Here is a 17,547-nt window from a genome sequence, read left to right on the forward strand (position 1 = left end):
ATAATCCAATTTGAATCAGGCTACCCCTAGTTGAGAGGAAAGTAGGAATCCGAAAAAACAAATTTAGGATTTTTTTCTCCTTTGGGCTAGGGTGGATGTAAACTTTTTATCTACATTTTTATAGTTTTTTATCTTGGCAACATTTAACTTGCATATTTTCAGGTTTGGTAAAAAGCGTCAATACCTCTGGTTGGATAAAACAAGGTGTAGTTTTGTAGGGTGCATTATGCCACAGGCTAACGTAGCCTACCATACAGGCTGTTAAATAGGGTTTGCTGAAAAACACGATAAAAGCCTTGTGTAATTAGAATTAATATCTCATTTCTGGAGATGTCTGGTACATGATTAAGCGTATAGCGATCGCATTAGCCCCCTCCTCGCTTGCGGGGAGGGGGTTGGGGGTGGGGTTCTATCTGTGCAACCAACCTACAATCTCTTCCACCACCCCATCAATTGCATTCAACACCTCCTCATTCCGAAACCGCACCACTCGCAACCCCAAACTCTCCAAAAAATCTTGACGAATTGCATCTTCCTCCTGAGTGTAGTCGTGAACCTCCCCATCCACCTCCACAACTAACCGCGCCTCACCACAATAAAAATCCACAATAAACCTATCAATTGTGTGTTGACGGCGAAACTTAAACCCTAAAAGTTGCTTGTGTCTCAACTTCTGCCAAAGTTTCTCTTCTGCTGGTGTAGGTTCGCGCCGCATCTGTCGCGCAATTGGTTTGAGTTTCTCCCAAAGTTCTAATGGAGTTTGCCAACCGCGTTTGCGAACCCCACCCCCTAGCCCCCTCCCCGCTTGCGAGGAGGGGGAATGAGAGTGAGATGAAAATGGTGAGTTGTCTTGCTGAGTCATTTGATGATTAAAGGCTAGCTGATTTATATGTGTTTATTTTTCCCAGTTATGCCTTCTCTCATCAATCCCAATCTCCAACTACGCTAAAATTTGGCAGCGAGGGGTTAACGATATTACCAGAAATTTCTCAAATACAGGATTTGAGGGCGATTCTGAAGTTTTGAGTTTTGAGGTTAAACGTTCTAGTTTCAAACCTGAAATTTTGAGTTTTGAGGTTGAACGTTCTAGTTTCAAACCTGAAGTTTTGAGTTTTGAGGTTGAACGTTCTAGTTTCAAACCTGAAGTTTTGAGTTTTGAGGTTGAGCTTTGCTTGAAGTATTCAGCCGTCAACAGCTTTTATTTGCATCTTTGGCTTCTAGTGCCTTCCTTATTTACCGTAGATAAAAGATAAGGGACTTCCAATCTAATTTTTCCTACTATTCATACACAGTTATAACTAACTAGGGGTAGATTTAAATACCATGATTTTTCACTAATATCAGCAATTATTGATAATTAAGTAAGTAAGTATTATGAATGCAGAGATATCCGCAGTATGGGACAAAATCCAGGCAATGACGAATGGATTTATTGCCCTACTGCCCAATATCGTGCTGGCATTGATTGTCTTTGTAATCTTCTTCTTAATTGCTAGAGAAATTAAACGCCTAGTCAAACGCTTAACCCGCAATCATCGCTACGCCCGGAATTTAGGACTGGTATTAGGACGGATGGCACAGGGTACAACAATCCTAGTAGGTCTGTTTATTTCTCTATCGATTGTTATTCCTACATTCCAAGCAGGTGATTTGGTGCAACTGTTAGGGATTAGCGGTGTGGCTATTGGCTTTGCCTTTCGCGATATCTTACAAAACTTTTTAGCAGGTATCCTCATCCTTTTGACAGAGCCATTTCAAATCAATGACCAAATCGTTTTTAAAAGCTTTGAAGGAACGGTAGAAAATATTGAAACACGAGCAACTACTATCAGAACTTATGACGGTAGGCGGATTGTAATTCCTAACTCGGAATTATTTACTAATTCGGTGACTGTGAATACTGCTTTTGAAGATCGCCGACTCCAGTATGATGTCGGGATTGGCTACGGTGATGACATCGATCTAGCCAAGCAGTTAATGCTAGAAGCAGTGCATAGCGTTCCAGAAGTACTGAAAGATCCTGCGCCTGACGTGTTGGTAATGGAACTTGCCGAAAGTACCGTCAATATTCGTGTTCGCTGGTGGATTAAACCGCCGCGCCGTGCAGACGATCTGGCCTCACGGGATCAAGTGCTGTCTGCGATTAAGAAAAAGCTAGTAGAAAATGGAATCGATTTGCCCTTTCCAACACAGCAAGTCTTGTTCCACGATCAAACAGAGGAGACAGATGGCGATCGCTCCCGACAACGAGAAGGCTGGCCAGCACCTCAGCGCGAAGTACCAAAACCTGCTCGTATCAGCGATTCGCTCCGCCGACTTGCTCAAGTCCAAACCGCAAGCGATCGCACAAATTACCAAGATCACAACGGAAATAACGATGAAAAGTAAGAGAATTGGAAAAAATAGGGATCGGGGAAAACAAGTCAAAAGTCAAAAAGTTCTTAATTTTGTAGACGCGAAGCGGCTACTTACAGAAGTCGCTTACGCGCCTACCGCAGGTATTTTGAATTTTGAATTGATATTACCTGGGTAGGTCAAAATGAAAAACGTCAAATTAAGCAAATTTTGGGACACACTCCACTCTAGCTATTGGTTTTTGCCAGGAATAATGGCAATAGTAACAATAGGCTTGGCGTTTACGGTGCTAATGCTTGACCGTACAGGTAAGACTGAAATTGATTATTGGTGGATTTACACGGGTGGTCCTGATGGAGCGCGATCGCTCTTAGAAGTCGTTGCAGGTTCTATGGTGAGTGTCACTGCTACAGCTTTTTCAATTACAATTGTGGCACTTCAGCTGGCTGCTTCTAATTTTGGTCCCCGACTTCTACGTAATTTCATGCAGGATACGGGTAATCAATTTGTACTTGGTACATTCATCAGCACGTTCATCTACTGCCTACTAATACTCCGGACAATTCATGGAGAGGGGGATGGATATGAAGAATATCTGCCACAGATTGCAGTTACAGTTGGTATCCTATTAGCAATATTTAGTATCGGAGTATTAATATATTTTATACATCATGCCACAACAATTATTCAAGCATCGCATGTGATCGAGAATGTCAGTTCTGATTTAGACAAAGCCATTGAGCGGCTGTTTCCAGAAAAAATCGGACATAGTGAACCAGAACAAGAGCAAAAGATTGTGGAAATTCCAGCTTCATTTGAGGAAGAAGCTTACCCCATTCAAGCTAATGATACAGGTTATTTACAAGCAATTGATAACGAAGAATTGATGCAGATTGCCTGCAATCACAATCTGCTGTTGCATGTCAAGTTTCGACCAGGAAAGTTTGTTGTCAAAGGCAGTGATTTAGTTATGATATTTCCTGGAAAACTAGTTAATCAAAAACTTACCAAACAAATCAATGATACCTTTATTTTGGGTAAAGAACGTACCGAGCAACAGGATGTGGAGTTTCCGATCAATCAGTTAGTAGAAATTGCTCTACGTGCCATTTCTCCTGCGGTGAATGATCCATTTACTGCAATTCGCTGTATTGACAGACTGAGTGTTGGATTATCTCATCTGGTTCAAAGGAATTTTCCGTCGCCCTACCGCTACGATAATCAGTACAAACTACGGGTAATTGTGGAACCATTTAAGTTTGAGCAGTTAGTTGACAGTGCTTTTAATCAAATTCGGCAGTATGCACAGTCGGATACAGCAGTAACTATGCGTTTATTGGAAGCGATCGCCGTCGTTGCTAACTACACCCAGAATTCAAAATACCGAGCAGTTCTACACCGTCACGCAGATATGATTTTGCGGGGTAGTCATGAAATATTGTCAGAGGAACAAGACCGCAATGACGTCCAGGAGCGTTATTACAGAGTAATTAAAGCCTTAAAGCAGCATTGATAATTTACATGAGTAAAGAGAAATGAAGAGTACAAATTGGCAAGGTTATCGAGTTCTTGCCTGGATAGGACAGGCTCTACTAACATTGGCAGTGATCACAGCAGCAGTTCAGGGTAATTGGCTAAACGCCTTAGCTCTGACATGTTTTTTGGTTGTATCTTTTGTGTTTGTCACTAAAGAAGACCGACTACCAACATTGTTCGATTTTTTGTTTGTTCTTGCAGCATTATTAAATGCTGGAGGCTGGGTCTGGGACTTATTTTATATGCCAGGACCGTATGACGAAATTGTTCATGCTTATACTACTTTTGCCATTACTTTGGCACTCAGTTTTTTAGTTTACAGTTCTATGCTGAATATCTTTCGGCATCATACATTTTTGTATCTATTAACGATCACGAGTTTTGGCATTGCGATTGGAGCTTTATGGGAAATTACAGAATGGTCGGCTGGTAAAATTCTTTCTACTAAGATAATTGGCAGCTTAAATGATACTGTCGTTGATTTAATGATGGATTCTCTTGGCGCTGGACTAGCAGCTTTCATCAGTTTTTGGGCATTGCAAGAATGGACAAATAATCATGCACAAAGCCAAAATTCGCGAAGTGAATTATATAGATAAACAACAATATCGAGTAATTTCAATAGAATATTCTGATGGCACTAGAGCCTGCAACAAATGAAGTCGCAATTACAGAACAAATTAAGCAATTTCTTTTTGCACTTTCTATATTCAAAAAATTAACTTAATTTGATTGATGATTTTCCACAGTAATCGTCTTGCGCTTCCGATCTTTTTTGTGATCGTCTTGCCAGTTATTAAGTATATCATTAATCACAACTTCTTTAATCCAAATTTGACATACAATTACTAAAGGAACAGCGAGTAAAACTCCTATAAATCCAAAAAAGCTCCCAAAAACTACCACCGATACTAAAGTAATAGCTGGTAGCAGAGATACCTGACTTTCCATCACTAAAGGCACAATAATCAAGCTTTCAACCTGTTGAATGCCAAAGTACAAAGCTACGACTGCTAGGGCTTTCCAAGGAACATCACTCAAAGCAAGCAGCGCTGGTGGAATTACACTCAAGGTCGGACCAACATTTGGGATAAATTCTAATAATCCGGCTAAAACTGCATTTACTAATGGCAATGGTACTTTCAAAAGAGACAATCCAATATAACTCAAAATAGCAATAAACGACATTGTCATCAGTGTGCCTTTTATCCAACCCGTTAAAGAGGTTGCACACTTATTAAGAATTTCATGCACTCGCTGACGATAAAAAGCAGGAAATAGCAGTATAAATCCTTGTCGATATGGTGATGGATTAACCAATAGCATAATTGTCAGAGCTATAAACAACAATAATCCTAAAACAATCACCAGTGAGTTACTTACCCAGCGAAAAAAGTTGTTAATTAGCTGATTGACCCAACTTTGCAAACTTTGAGTTAGATACCTTAGACCACTAATATTTTCTAACCGTTGTTCTGGAATAAAATTATGTAACCAATTATTCCATAACCGTAATCTTTTTAATGCCATTGGCATAAAATTGTCGAATTGTTGTAACTGCTCGAAAATACGTGGTGCAATTAAGCTGTTCAGCATTTAAATCGAGCGAGCAATCTCGACACAGTAAGCAGTATAGCTCTCAAAAATCCTAGTTTAAATGCACATCAGCTTAAAGCAAAAAATCCCACTAATATGAATATTACAATCACAACTGATATCGCTACTGCCAATCCTCGTTTTAAACGAAACTTTTGGAAAAATTGCACCATTTGATTGAGGACTGTTGCAAAAACAATAGCGGCGAATACCAGCAAAATAATTTGCCGGATTTGCCACAAAATATAAAGTGATATCACAAGGGCGAAAAAACCGATTAATTGCCCAAAACGCATCCTTTTTAACAACCTCTTAAAGACTGATTTTTGTATAAAAGCGTTTTATTGATTGAATTCGCTCTAAGCGGTTAAAAATACGGGTAATTAGTTTTGAACCCATAATTGGTTTGCTGATCCAATCGTCTGCGCCTGCTGCAAATATGCGATCAACAGTATTTGCTTTGGCATGAGCAGTAATAAATAACACTGGTAATTCCCTCCAAAACGGGTCATTACGTACCATTCGGCACAGTTCTATTCCATTTACGTCAGGCATTTTCAAATCTAAGATCAGTAAATCGGGGGAAAATGCCGCCAGTACGTCCCAAAAACGATGTGGATCTTCCAGAGTAGCCAACTTCATTCCCCAAGGCTCAAGTAAATTCCGTATCACACTTAGCACTCGTGGATCATCATCTACAACCATAATTTTGGCTTCAGTAGTACCTATTGGTTGCAGTGCTTGGGTGACAAGCTCTAAGATTTGTTTGGCAGACATGGACTTGTGTAAAAAACCGCGTCCACCAGCTCGTGCTACTTCTAGGCGATCGCTAAAATTATTTCCATCTGTAAAAACTAATCCTGGTATTGGCGGTGTACGACTGGCTAATTGTGTTAGCAACTGCAAGTTGTCTTGAGTATGATCAGAAAAATTAACCTCAACTAACACCACATCAGGACTAGAAGATTCTATTGCACTCTTAGCGTCAGCAGTATTAATAACAATATCTACATGCATTCCCGCAGTTGTAGCCTCTTTAACCAACTGCTCAACTATTTGCTTATCCTTGCTCACTATCAATAGCACATTTTGCCGTTGCTCGCTGAAGATTTCCTCATCAGTTGCAGTTTTCTCTAACTCCTGTCGCAACTCCTTCACAAGTTCATGAAAAGATTGAGATAAGAAGCTTTGATTTATTGGCGTTTTACCCTGAAGTATAATTTCTATTTTTTCAGCCAATACCGAACCACGAGCAAAACCAAAACTTCCCAAAGAACCCGCCAGCTTGTGAGCTTCTTGTTCAGCATGAAGTCGCAGTTGGGAGTTAAGCAGACCCTCTTTGAGAGCATTACTTGCTTGCTCCAAGACAGTAAGGCGCGAACCAACCTTAGCTTTAAAATCTTCCCGCGCTTTGGCAACAGCTGCCAAAAAAATTTCTTGCTGCGTTGGATTTGACTCTTTTTCGCTTACCTGAGACTTTTGTTTTTGGGGATTAGGCTTGAGGTGATAGCCCAATCCGTAAACAGTTTCAATGAAATCATAAGTAGCACCTGCTGCCTTTAATTTCTGCCGTAAACTTTTGATATGAGATTTAATAGTATCGTCTTCAGGTGGATCTACATCAGCCGCCCAAAGATGATCTACAATTGCACTGCGGCTAAAGGTGCGCTGGTTGTTGCGTAAAAAAAGCTCCAGAATACTAAATTCCTTTGCTGTTACATGCAACGTTTTGTCCGCATAAGTCACTTCACAACTACTGGGATCTAGCCGCAAATTTCCCCATTCTAGAACTGGAGGTAAGGGAGAAGCTCCTCTGCGTCCTAAAGCGCGAATCCGAGCTGATAACTCTTGAAAGTCAAAAGGTTTAACAACATAATCGTCTGCTCCAGCATCTAAACCCATAACTTTATCAGTTCTGCTATCTTTTGCCGTTAGTAGCAGAATAGGCATTTGGTAGCCTTCTCGTCGTAGTTCCCGACAAAGGCTAATACCATCTAACTTGGGTAGGATGACATCGAGCAAAATCAAGTCATAGTTGCAAACAGTCACCAACTCCCAACCAGCTTCACCGTCAGCAGCAACATCCACTACATAATTTTGCTTGCTCAGAACTGTCGCCACCGCTTGAGCAAGCGAATCATCGTCCTCCACCAAAAGAATTCTCATGGAAATATTTGCTTTTAGCTGCACCCTCAGTGCTAATAAAAACCTCTACAACTAGGTTATATATCTATTTTGGCTGCGAAACATCTATCAATTGGTTGCTGTGCAGGATATCTTTGCTTGACTATTGACCAACAACCAGCAAAATCAAGCTAAAATTTAAAGTCTTTAGACAATTATCCTAGAATATAAGCGTACTTTTGTACTATTATGTTTGGTTTGCAACGGGCAATCAGTAGATAATATGGCGAGACCAATCGAGCGAATTGAACGGGATCTTGCAGCTTTAGAAGAGGCGATCGCCGCGATCGCTAAAGAACTCCAATCCACTTACACCAGTTATTTAAACACTTTGGGGCAAGCTGTACAGCAGCAGTTGATTTTGGCAACTTATCACCTGTGTACTCAGGGGTATTCGGAAAACTTTCTCAAATTAAGCTTGAATCAGCGACAAAATTTGCAGCAGTCGATCCGTAAGCTAAGTAAACAGTCAACTGAACAGTTGCTAGCTTTAGTAAATGGCGAGGAAGAAAAGCTACAACAGCCGCAGGACGAGGAAAGTGACAAACTCATCGAATGGGATCACGATGATCCTGAGATTATTTCTTTACAACAGACAACTGATTTTGAAAGTGAGGAAGACGAAGACGAGGAACAACAAGAAGATACAAATTTCTCCTCTTTACCTACTTATCCAACTTTCCCCACTTCTGCAAATCCGATAGAACTAGCAAAATGGCAACAGTTCCTAGAGAGAGCTACACAATATACTCTCAAAAGAATTTCTCATGAGGCTAATGTCCTCTTACAAAAAGCCAAAATCTTACCTCAAAAATTGCCAGAACCAAGTTTAGAAGCAATAGGTTCGGAAGCATCTGCGGAGATAGTACCAAGTCCACCCAATCTGATGAGCTTGGTGATCGAAATTGAAAATGAGGAACAATCACAAGAGTCTAGTTTGACACGGTTCATGGCTATTAATCTGCGTCTTGTCGAGATTGAATTTGCCGATACCAAACTTTCATCTGAGCGCAAACAGATTCGCAATATTTTAACCCAGTTGAATAAACTTGGGTTAGAGTATCAAAAAAGATTGCGGGAACTTTCAGTAGCCGAAGCGGAAGCAGCATGGCGTGCTAGTTGGTATGAAGATTAGTTTTTGTCCAAAGTCCAATTTTAAAACCAATGACCAAATAACCAATGACCAATAACCAATGACTATCGACAAACCAGACTGGATAAGATTGCAAAAAGCCTTAGCAATAGAAGAAGAACAGGGGTTTACTGATTTGGTGGGTAGACAATACCGCTTCAGCGAGTTTCTCACCTTAACTTTCGGCAAATTTCCGGCTAACTTACCAAATCATGAACGCCGCCGATGGCAACAACTGGCGGCTCAATTTTCTAATTATCCAAATCTGGGACTTGAAGATAGAAAAAACTTAATATTGGAGACTAGCAATTATCTTTATCAACTCGAACAGCAGGAAGAAGAAACCCTTACGCGAGGATACGGGGGACAGGGAAGACAAGCAGGACAAGCAGGACAAGCAGGACAAGGAAGCAATGTTTATTCCTCGTCTTCTGCTCCTAGATCTAAAAAACCAAATCCTAAATCTCCAATTGTCGCGGAGGTAAGTCGCACTTTAGCGCCAAAGCTGGAACAAAAATTAAAAGATTTACCGGAAATTGGATTACGAAAGGCGGAAAAGCTAGCACATCTTGGTTTATACAGTGTGCGTGACTTACTGTTTTACTATCCCCGCGATCATATTGATTATGCGCGTCAGGTGAGTATTAGTGAATTAGACGCTGGTGAGACAGTGACGATAGTAGCGGCGGTGAAAAGTTGCAATTGTCGTACCAGTCAAAAGAATCAAAAATTAACAATTTTAGAACTGGTACTGCGAGATAATACTGGCAAGATCAAAATTAGCCGTTTTTTTGCAGGTACGCGCTTTACTAGTCGTGCTTGGCAAGAAAGTTTAAAACGTCGCTATCCGGTTGGTAGTATTGTAGCGGCGTGCGGATTGGTGAAAGGAACTAAATATGGTCTAACTCTAGAAGACCCGGAACTAGAAGTTTTGGCTAATCCCGGTGATACGATTGAGTCATTAACTATTGGGCGAGTAGTGCCTATTTATGCGCTGACTGAAGGGGTGGGTGCAGATTTGGTGCGACAGGCGATGATTGCTGCTTTACCAACTGCGGCGCATCTCAAAGATCCCCTACCCAGTGGTTTAAGAGGGAAATATGGGTTGATGGAATTAAAAGATGCGATCGCCAATATCCATTACCCTTCAGATAGCGACAGTTTACAACATGCCCGTCGCCGCCTTGTCTTTGACGAATTTTTTTACCTACAATTAGGTTTATTGCAACGTCAGCAGCAAGCAAAGCAAATTCAAACTAGCGCTGTGCTTGCACCCAGAGGTGAATTATTAGAACAGTTTTATCAAATATTGCCTTTCAAATTAACTAACGCCCAGCAACGTGTTATCAACGAAATTCTCAACGATTTGCAAAAGCCAGTTCCTATGAATCGTCTGGTACAGGGTGATGTTGGTTCTGGGAAAACAATTGTCGGTGTAGTTGCTATCCTGGCTGCGATTCAATCTGGGTATCAAGCAGCACTCATGGCTCCTACCGAAGTATTAGCAGAACAGCATTATCGTAAGCTAGTTAGCTGGTTTAATTTACTATATTTACCAGTAGAATTACTGACAGGTTCTACAAAAACTGCAAAACGGCGACAAATTCATGCTCAGTTAGAAACAGGAGAATTACCTCTGTTAGTCGGAACTCATGCTTTAATTCAAGATCCTGTGAATTTTCATCGTTTGGGTTTGGTGGTAATTGACGAACAACACCGTTTTGGGGTGGAACAACGAGCGAAGTTACAGCAAAAAGGTGAACAACCTCATGTATTAACGATGACAGCTACACCGATTCCCCGGACGCTGGCGCTGACAATTCATGGCGATTTGGATGTGAGTCAAATTGATGAATTACCACCAGGACGACAAAAAATACAAACTACAGCCTTAACAAGTCAGCAGCGTCCCCAAGCTTACGATTTAATGCGGCGGGAAATAGTCCAAGGACGACAAATTTACGTAGTTTTACCCTTGGTAGAAGAATCAGAAAAATTGGATTTGCGATCGGCTGTTGAGGAGCATCAAAAGTTACAAGAAAGCGTATTTCCTGAGTTTCAGGTCGGGTTGTTGCATGGTCGCATGAGTTCTGCGGAGAAAGACGAAGCTATTAGTAAATTTCGCGACAACGAAATTCAAATCTTGGTTTCTACTACTGTTATAGAAGTCGGCGTTGATGTACCAAATGCTACAGTGATGCTGATAGAAAATGCGGAACGTTTTGGCTTGTCGCAACTGCACCAGCTACGTGGACGTGTTGGTCGAGGTGCAGTACAATCCTACTGTTTACTAATGAGTAGTTCTAGAAGTGCTGATGCTCAACAACGACTAAAAGTATTGGAACAATCCCAAGATGGCTTTTTTATCTCCGAAATGGATATGCGCTTTCGTGGCCCCGGGGAAGTACTGGGTAAGCGTCAATCAGGCGTGCCAGATTTTACCTTAGCGAGTTTAGTGGAAGACGAAGAAGTACTAATACTAGCGCGACAAGCTGCGGAAAAAGTAATAGAAATAGATGCAACTTTAGAGCGTTGGTATTTGATGAAGGAAGAATTAAAGTATCGGTATGAGCGGTTAATGGGGGGAGCAATTTTGACTTAGGAGGGGATTGGGTAAGAGATTTTTAGGATTTAGGGTAATATATATGTAATTTTTTGCAATATCTTCAGCAGATCAAAAGCTTTACTTGGCTGTGATCTGCAAATAATTTTCTAAATCTTGGGTGCGTTGTTTAGTAAGTCGTTCCAAACATTGATTGCGAAAAATTTCGTAACCTGTCCCACCACGAGATTCGTAGACTTCAAAATCACAAGTGTTATCTCGAAAGACTATCCATGCCTGTTGTCCTTTAATCAATAGTTGCTTTGGCTCTCTTTTAATATTTACAAGGACTTTTTGGTAAGTTTGATTGAGTTTTTTGTCTGCGGCTGCATAATATTGTTGAGAACAATACTTCAATTCTGGTGTTGTTATTGCTTTAGAGCAGTTAATTACTGGCTTTTGGGTGATCGCTGTGGTTGGTTTCGCAAAGCTAGGAATAACCAGGATTGATAAAAATGCGATCGTAGACAAAATTAAAGCAATAAATAATCTTTTATACATACTTTGTTGATGAAAAATCAAATATTACTTGATTTATTTAATATATTATTTCAGTTATGTTACTTGATTTCAAGTCAAATTATTTACAATTGTCTTTTGCCCTAGTACAGTGGGCGCGTAAATAAACAGACCGTTTAAAACAGCCCAAAAGCCTGTTAATCCATTAACATAAGTGCTAAGGGGTCTAAACGCACATACCACGGCATAGGCCTATCTTTGAGTGTTGCCCATTTTTCCTTAAAAACTTCTGCTTGTAGATGGTAATCATGGAAAGTACTGGGAGAGGAATGCAACTTCAAGAACAACGTCATCCGGTGCGGTGTTTCAGTTGCTCTGGCTAGCCAACACCTGAAAGTATTATTTTGATTAGAGTCATTGCTAAAGGTGATGTGATGGGCGCGAATGCCGATGTGGGATAATTCATCGGGGATAGTTTCAACCACCTGTAGATTACAACCCCAGTCCACAGCTTCTATTTCCCCAGACTCTACTGCTATAGCAGTAGAGAAATTTTTGCAGCCTGTTAACTGAGCAGCTGTAACTGTAGAAGGTCGCTCAAACACATCATATCTCTTACCATGCTGAATGATTTTGCCATCTTCCATTACCAACAGATTTGGACAAACTCGGTAAGCTTCTTCCATACTGTGTGTCACAAACAGGGTGATCCCTTGGTAATCAGCGAGGGTTTCTATCATCTGTTGTTCTAGTTGACTACGCAAAAACGTATCAAGCGCGGAAAATGGTTCATCTAATAGTAATGCTTCTGGTTGACTAGACAAAGCCCGTGCGATCGCTACCCGTTGCTGTTGTCCTCCAGAAAGTTGACTTGGATAGCGATCGCCAAAACCCGACAATTGCACATCAATTAATTTCGATTCTACTTGCTGTTTAGTAGCATTTGCAGACATCTTCTGAGGTAAACCAAAAGCAATATTTTGTGCCACTGTCATATTAGGGAACAGAGCATAATTCTGAACTACAAAACCAATGCGACGTTCTCGACTAGGAACATTAATACCTCGTTCCGAATCAAACAGCACCCTACCATTCAAAATTATCTTGCCTTTGCTTGGTGTCTCAATGCCAGCGATGCAGCGCAAAATCATACTTTTACCAGCACCGGAACTTCCCAGCAAACCTAAAGGCTGATGATCCGCACTGAAGGAAACTTTTAAATCGAAGTCAGGAAGTATTTTTTCGATATCTACAATTAGTCCACTACTCGAAGATTGTGTAGCTAACCCAGATAATTCACTCCCTTGTCCCCCGTGTCCTCCGTGTCTTCCTTGTCCCCTTTTTCTCCTTTCCCCTCTTCTATTTTCTTGCCAATAATTGACAGCAACTATTCCAGATAGAGAAATCACCATAATGGCGATCGACCAGAACCAAGCTTCATCCATCGCCCCTGCTTCCACGGCAAAATAAATTGCCATGGGGATTGTCTGTGTTTGTCCGGGGATGTTACCAGCTAGCATTAAGGTAGCACCGAATTCACCCAAGGCACGGGCAAAAGCTAAGGTTGTTGCTGCCAAGATACCAGGAAATGCCAAAGGTAAACTAATACGCCAAAAAATAGTTGATTCGGTTGCACCTAGAGTTCTGGCTACTCGCAAGAGATTTTGATCAATTTGTTCAAAAGCTCCTAATGCAGTTTTATACATTAGTGGTAGAGAAACTACTGTGGCTGCGATCGCTGCACCATACCAAGTAAAAACTATGCTGAAGTCTAATTGCAAACTCTCCATTAGTTTTCCCACCGGACCATTTTTACCAAAAAATACCAGTAGGATGAAGCCAACTACTGTCGGGGGTAAAATCAAAGGTGCAATTAAAATACCTTCAATTAATGATTTACCTTTGCCACGATATCCGGACATCCAGTATGCAGTCGCAATGCCAAGAAAAAAGGTGATCAAAGTTGCAAGTAAGGATGTTTTCAGCGATATCCAAAGGGGAGATAAATCTTGTGGCATAGTTCTAAAAGGCAGGGTGCAGGAACAAGAAATTAAGGCAAGATAAAACCGTATTTTTGTAGGACAGTTTTAGCTTGCTCACTGGATAGAAATTGGAGAAAATCTTTTGCTGCTTGCATGTTTTTAGTTCTTTTTAAGACTGCTAATGGATAGACAATCGGAGAGTGATATTTTTCATCAGCAGCCACGACGACTTTGACTTTTTTGGAGATTTTGGCGTCAGTCTGGTAAACCAAGCCTGCATCAGCATTACCACTTTCAACTGCTGCTAAAACTTGGCGTACATTGTTAGCATAGACAAACTTGGGTTTGATTGATTCGTAAATGCCCAATTTTTTTAGGGCTTCTTCTGCATATTGTCCAGCAGGAACACTTCTTGGTTCGCCAATAGCAATTTTCTTGATCTTGGCATCTTTGAGGTTGTTAAAGCTGCTAACACCTGTGACATTCTGTGGCACGATCAAAACCAAACGGTTTTTTGCTAAAATTCCACGAGTACCTGGAACTAGTTGTCCCGATTTTTCTAAGGTGTCTACCTGCTTCTTGCCAGCAGAGATAAAGACATCTACAGGCGCTCCCTGCTGAATCTGTTGCAGCAAAGCACCAGAAGCTCCAAAGTTATATTTAATGTTGACATTCGGTTTTGTTTGTTGGTAGTCACTCTTAACTTCTTCCATCACATCTTTCATGCTGGCAGCAGCAGACACAAGTAACTCAGTGTTTGACTGTGCTACTACAGAAGAAGAAGAAATAAATTCTAAACCAACTGCTAAAATCAAGCTAGTCAGTGCAATACCGAAAAATGTTAAAAATTGTTTTCTTTTCATTTACAAATCACACTTTTAGTGGAAATATTTCTGGTTAGAATTAAAAGTTGGTATAATATTACCAACTTTATCAGGCTTTACCAATTTAATTGGTAAAGCCTGATACTAAATAATCTCAATCCCTATTAGCATTATTAAGAAGGCGATCACACACCGTAAGCCACGCAGACATGCTGGCAGTTTCTAACGATAACCAATTGATAAGTATTTAGTAACCCTGTCAAGGTGTAACCAGCTTGACAGGGCTAAAGTCAAAATATAATATGTTGCAGCATTCTTATACTTTTGAACGTTGAATTTTGAATTTTGAATGCTCTTGGTTTTCGGCTCCTTCTAAGGGTAAGAAAACTGTTAAAATCTCTCCATAACGGGGACGTTCACGCACAATCAGTTTTCCACCAATCGCTTGAAACAAATGCTTTGTTGCATTAAGGTTCAAGCTGATTGTACCTGTTTCTGGTTGGAACATCAGTAATTGACCAAGAGCTTTGCGAATTGGTGGTGTACAGGTTGATACAGTTGATGCATCACTGTCTCCCACTTGAGGTAGAGGCAGTAATTGCAACTTTAGTTGATCGCCAGCAGGAATGACTTGTACTTGAATATGGCTACCAGAAGGCAAGTTACGGGTGAAGTTTTCCATTAAACCTGTGAGAACTCGATCAAGCATGGTAGGATTACTAACAACAGTTGGCAAATGCTGGGGTAATACTACATCTAGCTTCAAGTTACGTCGATTTGCTGCTTCTTGCCAACGCGGAATACTCCCCTGCAACACCTGCTCTAGACTCATTGCAGTCAATTGCGTACTCGTAGCTTTATCTGTAGCAGAGGTTTCTAGTTCTGCTGCTCTAAACAGCAATTCCATCCTGTCAATTTGCTCTGTACATTCGCGATCAATAATTTTCAATCGCTTAATGACGTTGGCAGGTAAATCCTGCTGTTTCAGCAATAGTCTAGTAATAGTGCGAATGGTTGTTAAAGGAGTACGGACTTCATGAGCAAAAGCTTGCAGCATTTCCACATCAGGTTTCGCTGATGAGGGGTGATGAGAATGAACCTCAGTTTTTTGACTTCGTTCACCATTTCCTTCTACTGCTTCCTTAGTTGCAGTTTCCCAGCCTTTATTTTCTTGTTCTGGTAATTCTGTGAGCAACAATTGGCTAAACTGCATAACCATGCGATAATCCGGGGCAGTAGGGTAGTAGTTTTGTACCGTTTCTTCTAGTTCAGCAAATAAATCAGGATTGCTCAACATTACCCTAGCGCTCAACGCCCGCCACGCATGCTGTATGACTTCTGAATCAAAAGAAAATGAGAATGCTTTTTGACCGTTTTCTTCTGTTAATACTAAAATTAATCTAAATTTTGTTGTAAAAATTAGACAGAACTGTTCATTTGCTAACGGATCAGTTTTTAGCAGAGGTAAAATTGATTCATTGCAAATAGTTGCATTTGCTGCGATCGCAACTTCTTGATCAGACATCTGAAATGGCATTAGTGCCAAAGGATTAAATGGTTCTGCTGTAAAAGTTATTGACTGAAAACTTGCACTTAACTTAGGATGATCAAACAAAGGTGCTGGCGCAGCTAAAACCAATCCTTGTGTTACATCTATATCAATCGTTTCTAAGGCATTTAATAGCAACTGTTGTGTAGCCGCCACGCAGAAGCGCCACTGTTGTTGAGCCTTAGCAGATGAACAAAAACCCATAGTTGATTGACTATCGGCTAATACTTCGCTCAGACTAGGCAAAATCCATTTGTACACAAGTATTCACCCCTTAGTTCAACAGCGACATCCAGCGTTTAAGGCAGAGTTTTGACTTTCACTACTTTTTCACTGTTACTTACGAGGTTATCGATATTTGCGCCATAACGAAAGTCGTATAACCGAACAATACAGGCGCAATACCCGTTGATAATTAGTCAATAGTCAACGGTTAATAGTTGGTGATTATTTCTCATCTCCCCAAAATAACCTCTCTATTGATAGATCAGCTGCTTACACCTGAGAACGATGGAAATCTTCTCAAAACAAGGCAAAACATTATGTAGTAAGCACAAACAAGCTTATGAGTAAATTTTTGGAGGAGTACAAAATGGTTGTGGGGAAAAATCAACGTGCAGTTGGAGTCTTCTCTAACCGTAGCGCAGCTGAACACGCGCTCACAGAACTTAGAGATGCTGGCTTTAACATGAATAAAATTTCTGTAATCGTTAAAGACAGCGATCGCACTGGTGATGTTGCTGGTGTTGACACACAAAAACGTGTTGGTAATAAAGCCGATGAAGGAGCTACTGCGGGAGCAGTTACAGGTGGTATTTTAGGAGGTTTGACGGGATTACTCGTAGGTTTGGGTACTTTAGCTATTCCCGGTGTTGGGCCAATTCTACTAGCAGGCGAATTAGCCACAACCTTAGCTACAACTGCTGCGGGTGCTGGTATTGGTGCAGCAGCTGGTGGCTTATTAGGCGCATTAGTTGGCTTGGGAATCCCTGAAGAACGAGCTAGAGTTTACAATGAACGCGTTTCCCGTGGTGATTATCTAGTCATGGTAGAAGGTACAGAAGCAGAAATCCGTCGCGCTGAAAGTATTCTCAGAAATCGGGGGATTGAGGAGTTTGGTATCTACAATGCACCAGATGTTACTGATGCTCACGGTGGTTATGTAAATCCTGCAACTTCTGGGATTGATACTACTCCTACTTATGATCGTACAAACGTTGCTGACAATGACCCCAAAGTAATTATCGTTGATCGTCGTGATAATACTCTCTAATTGTAACTCCCCAGGTAGGACTGTAAGGATCATTCCATTGAGAGAAGAATTATGG

General features: G+C 40.8%; 14 protein-coding genes and 1 pseudogene. 7 read left to right on the forward strand and 8 right to left on the reverse strand.

The window, feature by feature from the left end; translation table 11 throughout:
* Positions 1-118: 118 nt before the first annotated feature.
* Complete coding sequence (locus AC5JMK_RS27660) at positions 119-286, reverse strand: hypothetical protein (protein ID WP_495911448.1); 168 nt, start codon at positions 284-286, stop codon at positions 119-121.
* A 123-nt stretch (positions 287-409) separates the two neighbouring features.
* Positions 410-862, reverse strand: a complete 453-nt coding sequence (locus tag AC5JMK_RS27665; RefSeq protein WP_495911449.1) for an endonuclease domain-containing protein — start codon at positions 860-862, stop codon at positions 410-412.
* Positions 863-1,022: 160 nt separating this feature from the next.
* On the opposite strand from AC5JMK_RS27665, the gene AC5JMK_RS27670 reads away from it, so the two are divergent.
* From AC5JMK_RS27670 to AC5JMK_RS27685, 4 genes are all read left to right on the forward strand, one after another.
* Positions 1,023-1,253: a hypothetical protein gene (locus tag AC5JMK_RS27670; RefSeq protein ID WP_495911450.1), complete on the forward strand. Its 231-nt coding sequence runs from the start codon at positions 1,023-1,025 to the stop codon at positions 1,251-1,253.
* Positions 1,254-1,374: 121 nt separating this feature from the next.
* Positions 1,375-2,388 (forward strand): mechanosensitive ion channel family protein, encoded by a 1,014-nt coding sequence (locus AC5JMK_RS27675; RefSeq protein ID WP_096677561.1) that lies wholly within the window; start codon positions 1,375-1,377, stop codon positions 2,386-2,388.
* Positions 2,389-2,539: 151 nt separating this feature from the next.
* Positions 2,540-3,868 carry a DUF2254 domain-containing protein gene (locus AC5JMK_RS27680; protein ID WP_096677562.1) on the forward strand — a complete coding sequence of 443 codons (1,329 nt, stop codon included), beginning with the start codon at positions 2,540-2,542 and terminating at the stop codon, positions 3,866-3,868.
* 22 nt (positions 3,869-3,890) lie between these two features.
* The gene (locus AC5JMK_RS27685) at positions 3,891-4,490 is read left to right on the forward strand and encodes a DUF2238 domain-containing protein (protein ID WP_096677563.1); all 600 of its coding nucleotides are present in this window, start codon (positions 3,891-3,893) and stop codon (positions 4,488-4,490) included.
* A 124-nt stretch (positions 4,491-4,614) separates the two neighbouring features.
* On the opposite strand, the pseudogene AC5JMK_RS27690 reads toward AC5JMK_RS27685, so the two are convergent.
* Positions 4,615-5,783, reverse strand: a pseudogene (locus AC5JMK_RS27690) (AI-2E family transporter).
* A gap of 16 nt (positions 5,784-5,799) precedes the next feature.
* On the reverse strand, positions 5,800-7,653 hold the full coding sequence (locus AC5JMK_RS27695; RefSeq protein ID WP_495911451.1) for a response regulator: 1,854 nt from the start codon (positions 7,651-7,653) through the stop codon (positions 5,800-5,802).
* A gap of 241 nt (positions 7,654-7,894) precedes the next feature.
* On the opposite strand from AC5JMK_RS27695, the gene AC5JMK_RS27700 reads away from it, so the two are divergent.
* Both AC5JMK_RS27700 and recG read left to right on the forward strand, forming a co-directional pair.
* Positions 7,895-8,806, forward strand: a complete 912-nt coding sequence (locus AC5JMK_RS27700) for a hypothetical protein (protein WP_495911452.1) — start codon at positions 7,895-7,897, stop codon at positions 8,804-8,806.
* Positions 8,807-8,864: 58 nt separating this feature from the next.
* On the forward strand, positions 8,865-11,405 hold the full coding sequence (gene recG / locus AC5JMK_RS27705; protein ID WP_495911453.1) for an ATP-dependent DNA helicase RecG: 2,541 nt from the start codon (positions 8,865-8,867) through the stop codon (positions 11,403-11,405).
* A gap of 81 nt (positions 11,406-11,486) precedes the next feature.
* Here recG and AC5JMK_RS27710 read toward each other — a convergent pair whose 3' ends face one another.
* The 4 genes from AC5JMK_RS27710 to AC5JMK_RS27725 form a co-directional block, all read right to left on the reverse strand.
* Positions 11,487-11,906 carry a lysozyme inhibitor LprI family protein gene (locus AC5JMK_RS27710; protein ID WP_495911454.1) on the reverse strand — a complete coding sequence of 140 codons (420 nt, stop codon included), beginning with the start codon at positions 11,904-11,906 and terminating at the stop codon, positions 11,487-11,489.
* Positions 11,907-12,061: 155 nt separating this feature from the next.
* Positions 12,062-13,882, reverse strand: a complete 1,821-nt coding sequence (modB, locus tag AC5JMK_RS27715; RefSeq protein ID WP_495911455.1) for a molybdate ABC transporter permease subunit — start codon at positions 13,880-13,882, stop codon at positions 12,062-12,064.
* A gap of 32 nt (positions 13,883-13,914) precedes the next feature.
* Positions 13,915-14,709, reverse strand: coding sequence for a molybdate ABC transporter substrate-binding protein (modA, locus tag AC5JMK_RS27720; protein ID WP_096677570.1), 795 nt, complete (start codon positions 14,707-14,709; stop codon positions 13,915-13,917).
* A 277-nt stretch (positions 14,710-14,986) separates the two neighbouring features.
* Positions 14,987-16,480 (reverse strand): sensor histidine kinase, encoded by a 1,494-nt coding sequence (locus AC5JMK_RS27725; protein ID WP_096677571.1) that lies wholly within the window; start codon positions 16,478-16,480, stop codon positions 14,987-14,989.
* A 331-nt stretch (positions 16,481-16,811) separates the two neighbouring features.
* Between AC5JMK_RS27725 and AC5JMK_RS27730 the strand changes: the two genes are divergently transcribed.
* Complete coding sequence (locus tag AC5JMK_RS27730) at positions 16,812-17,492, forward strand: general stress protein (RefSeq protein WP_096679203.1); 681 nt, start codon at positions 16,812-16,814, stop codon at positions 17,490-17,492.
* Positions 17,493-17,547: the final 55 nt, after the last annotated feature.

It is taken from the genome of Pelatocladus sp. (genome assembly GCF_059505505.1).